Source organism: Microcystis sp. LEGE 00066 (assembly GCF_015207925.1).
Lineage (GTDB): Bacteria > Cyanobacteriota > Cyanobacteriia > Cyanobacteriales > Microcystaceae > Microcystis > Microcystis ichthyoblabe_A.
The window spans coordinates 1-3,995 of the sequence record NZ_JADEVX010000280.1 but is presented as its reverse complement, the minus strand read 5'-3'; the positions used below and the strand labels follow the sequence as shown (position 1 = coordinate 3,995).

3 protein-coding genes and 1 pseudogene are annotated in these 3,995 nt (G+C 37.7%); all 4 read left to right on the top strand.

Annotation, left to right across the window (positions count from 1 at the left end; translation table 11 throughout):
* A partial coding sequence (locus IQ224_RS22325; protein ID WP_228036355.1) for an SAVED domain-containing protein occupies nt 1–603 on the top strand: 603 nt, incomplete at its 5' end.
* Nucleotides 604–610: 7 nt separating this feature from the next.
* On the top strand, nt 611–2,035 hold the full coding sequence (locus tag IQ224_RS22320) for a type III-B CRISPR-associated protein Cas10/Cmr2 (protein WP_002745806.1): 1,425 nt from the start codon (nt 611–613) through the stop codon (nt 2,033–2,035).
* Between the two features lie 10 nt (nt 2,036–2,045).
* Complete coding sequence (locus IQ224_RS22315) at nt 2,046–3,029, top strand: type III-B CRISPR module-associated Cmr3 family protein (RefSeq protein ID WP_194033508.1); 984 nt, start codon at nt 2,046–2,048, stop codon at nt 3,027–3,029.
* A gap of 605 nt (nt 3,030–3,634) precedes the next feature.
* Nucleotides 3,635–3,778 (top strand): annotated as a pseudogene (locus IQ224_RS22310) (RAMP superfamily CRISPR-associated protein); the annotation flags it as partial.
* Between the last annotated feature and the right edge of the window lie 217 nt (nt 3,779–3,995).

Below are 3,995 nucleotides of genomic sequence, written 5' to 3'. Positions count from 1 at the left end.
GGAGAAGATTCTGTTCTCGGTTTTCATCTTGTAGGGATTCTTGCTTTTTCCCTATCTACCCAGATATTTTTCTTTTTGGCAACCCTTGTCTTGTCAGGTTTTGACCCACTTGTGTCCGTCAGTCAGGTAAAAATCTTTCAATATAATAAATCTTCTGATAGTTATTATCCTGTGGTGGCAATTAGCGATCGCAAACTCAAAGAAGATATTAAGGAATACGAAAAATTTGAGCGTGTTGTCACCGAAAAAGGTCAAGATAGAGTAACTATAGCCATCGATGTTTCTTCCCATAAAATTAATCTTAATGATCAGAGTATTGAAAACTACGGCGATTTAATTTATCTGAAAAGTAAAGGCAGTGGTACAATCGAAAAAAATGAAGATTGGCTACAATATTCTAGAGAAATCTTTAAAACTATCAACATCGCTCAACAAAAAAACTATCAAGAGATTAAGCTAGTTTATTCCATGCCTATAACTTTAGGAATACTTGTCGGAATGGCCGTTCAACAATACTGGCCAATTCTCCTAACTCAATACGAAAATTCTACCTACAGAAATCTTATTAATCTTCAGGAATTTAAACTTTATCGAGGACAATAAAGATAAAATGAACTATACTGTAATTACCTTTGCTCCTGTGCAAGGATTCATCGAAAAATCGCGTAAACTAAGGGACTTATACGGTGGTTCTTTTTTATTATCCTATCTTGCCGATGCTATCTGTCAGGCAGCGGATAAATATCCTGAATGTAGCCTTATTTCTCCGGCTTTAATTGACGTTAAAAGAGGAACTCCCAACCAAATCTTAATCGCGGGTAATTTTCCCAAAAAAGAGGCCGAACAAGTCTTCGATGACGCATGGCAAAAAGTGGTTAATAAGTGTCGGGTTTGGATTGAACAAAATTTACCACAATACAATTATACTTGGCGACGAGAATGGAACCTATGGATTAATCATACTTGGGAATTCTTCTGGGCGCAAGAGGACTCGATCGATTGTGCGTTTAAAAGTCTGCAACAGAAAAAATATCAACGAGATTGGACGGGAATTAATTGGCAAGGAGAAAGTTCTAGCTTATCCGGTTCCGATGCCATTGTTTGGTATGGAATGACGGATCAAACCCATCCTTTATATTCTAGTATTTCCCAACAAAATCAGCAAATCACCGAATTTTATCAGCAATTAAGTCAAAAACTTTCTAATGCTATCCTCGATCAAACCGAACGTCTTAGCATTCCCGAATTAGTCAAAAGAATGATTACATTATATGATATTGGCAAGCCTTTAAACCTAGAACTTCCTAAAAAATTTGTGGAACTAAATCGCTACGAGGAAAAATCCTATACAGGATGGTTTCAAGGGGACGGTGACGGGATGGGAAATTACCTAAAAAATCTGTCCATATCCTCAAGAAAAGAATTTAGTCAAAGAATGCGACAATGGGGAGAAGAACTAGAAAATCATCTTAACTTTGGTCGCATTATTTATGGAGGAGGAGATGACTTTTTAGGGGTTTTGTTTCCACAAAAATCCGAACCAAAATTAACCCTACAAGATTGTCTATATTGGTTTGATCAATTTCATCGGAAAATCTGGCCAAAACACGGTTATTCTCAGGATATAACTGTTAGCGTCGGTTTCGTTTGGGCAGCTTCAGGAGTTCCTCAGCGTGACATATTGCAACAATGTCGAGAAGCAGAAAAATCCGCTAAAAATCAAGGTAAAAATCGTCTCGCGGTGCGAATCCTTTTTAACAGTGGTAACTATTTAGAGTGGGTTTGTCCCTGGGAAAACTTAAAAGATATCCTCGATAGTTATTGCGATCGCAGTGAAGGAAAAAACTGGACACATTTCTATAATGATATAGCAACTTTAGAAAATCGCCGCGCTTTTACCGATGATAATCACGATATTGCCAATGCAGTTTTTAACCTTTATTTTAATCAAAATATACCCATCGATACCACCTCTCACCAAGATAGAAATAACTGGGTAATTAACCTCTCAAAAGTGGCCAATCATCTCACCTAAACATAGAAAAATGTTGCAATATCTGATCATAATTAAACCTTTGGGATTTCTCTACGGTAGTGCTGGTCCGTTTCTGTCTCCAGAAAATCTAGTTGGACGTTCAGGAAATCGTTTTCCCCCCACTGCTGCCACAGTTTCGGGACTATTTGCTCACAGCAATCCCACCAATATTCGCGATTTACAAATTGCCGGCCCTTTTTGGGCAAACAGTGAACAACCAGATAACTTTTTTGTCCCCACTCCCTTTATTTATTTGGCTAAAAAACCCCTCGCAAATTATTTTCAAGACCAAGAAAATAACGACAATGGAAAAATTCAACACACCTTAACATGGCAAGAAAAATGGCAAGAGAAAGACGGTAAACAAATTGAGGGAAAATTCGATCGAGATAGTTGGATTCCTATCAACCAATGGTATAATCCTCAAAAAGCCTATGGTTCTCCGTGGCAATATCATCCCCATCTCCATCCGCGTTTGTTAGAGGAGCAAAGAAAGGTAAAAACTGGAGAATTATTCCTCGAAAATGCCGTCCAGTTACATCCAGATGCTTGTCTAGTTTATTTAGCTAATCAACCCCTAGAAAATGGCTGGTATCGCTTTGGTGGAGAATCCCATCTAGTGGAAGTTAAATCACTTGAACTAAGCAGCCATCTCCAAACTTTATTTAATCAAGATGTCGGTCAATATTTTGCCCTCATTACTGCCGCAATCTGGGGAACAAATCGCCTATCAACTCGCAATCCCAGTGATTGGCAATTAGAAACCCTCAACACCGAAAGACCAATAACCTATCGTTATCGATTCGGAGGAAAAGATAAAATTAAGCGCTTATCTAGGGGACGTTATGCAGTTCCCGCAGGAACAGTTTATCGCTTAAAAAACCCCTTACCATCTTGGCAAAATTGGCAGGAATCTTGGTTCCCCAGCGAAGGGGTTTCTCTCAAACGTTGGGGCTGCGGATTAGCCTTACCCTTAGAAAATATTGCCAAATAAAGCCTATAATTATTGAGTAGGGTAAATGAGACGAGAATAAGTGATAGCTATGGCAAAACTAAAAACTAGATTTCCTCGAAAAGCTTTATTAGGTTATCGAAAAAGTTGTAATAATCAAAGCTCAAAAATTAGCAAAAATAAAATGATGCGTATGTTTTTAGATTTTGGTTCTTCGGTTTGTCTTATGCAATAGACGGGAGTTATAAGGGATGGAACCCTTATAGAGAAAGACATTGGGCGATTTTTGTCAATTGTTTTTTATCTAAAGCGAACTAATCAATTAAATCCCTTACCAGATAAAGATTTTGTTGATTTATGCCCCCCTATCGAACCATAACAAGTAACGAAGAGCCTAGATTTTTTGGTAGAAGATGCCTTTAAAAACCCTTCTTCTCTCACTCCTTACACAGAGGAAATGGCTAAAGAAATCGATGAATTATTAAAGGGTGTTGAAATTGATTAGGAATAAATCTATAGCTTTGTGCTGTCCTAATAGCCTAAATACCACGATAAAATATTAACAAAATCTTAGAAAATCCTGACATTAATGTTAACCTAGTTTAGAATAATCCCTAAGCATCTAAAATACTCACTTTTACCAAAAAATGTATCACAAAAGTTATGGCATACTTGAAACCTTAGCACCCCTTCATGTGGGAGCAACCGCAGGAGAAGAAACGGGTAATCTTAACCTCATTTTTCGTGACCAATTTACCCAAACAGCAATTATCCCCGGTAGTTCTATTCGGGAGCATCCCAGTTTTGCAATGAGTAAAAATACTCAGGCAATATCGCCGTTGAGATAAGCACAACGTAGCTTCAAATACTGAGGAACATTCGGCTCTTCGTTACTTGTTATGGTTCGATAGGGGGGCATAAATCAACAAAATCTTTATCTGGTAAGGGATTTAATTGATTAGTTCGCTTTAGATAAAAAACAATTGACAAAAATCGCCCAATGTCTTT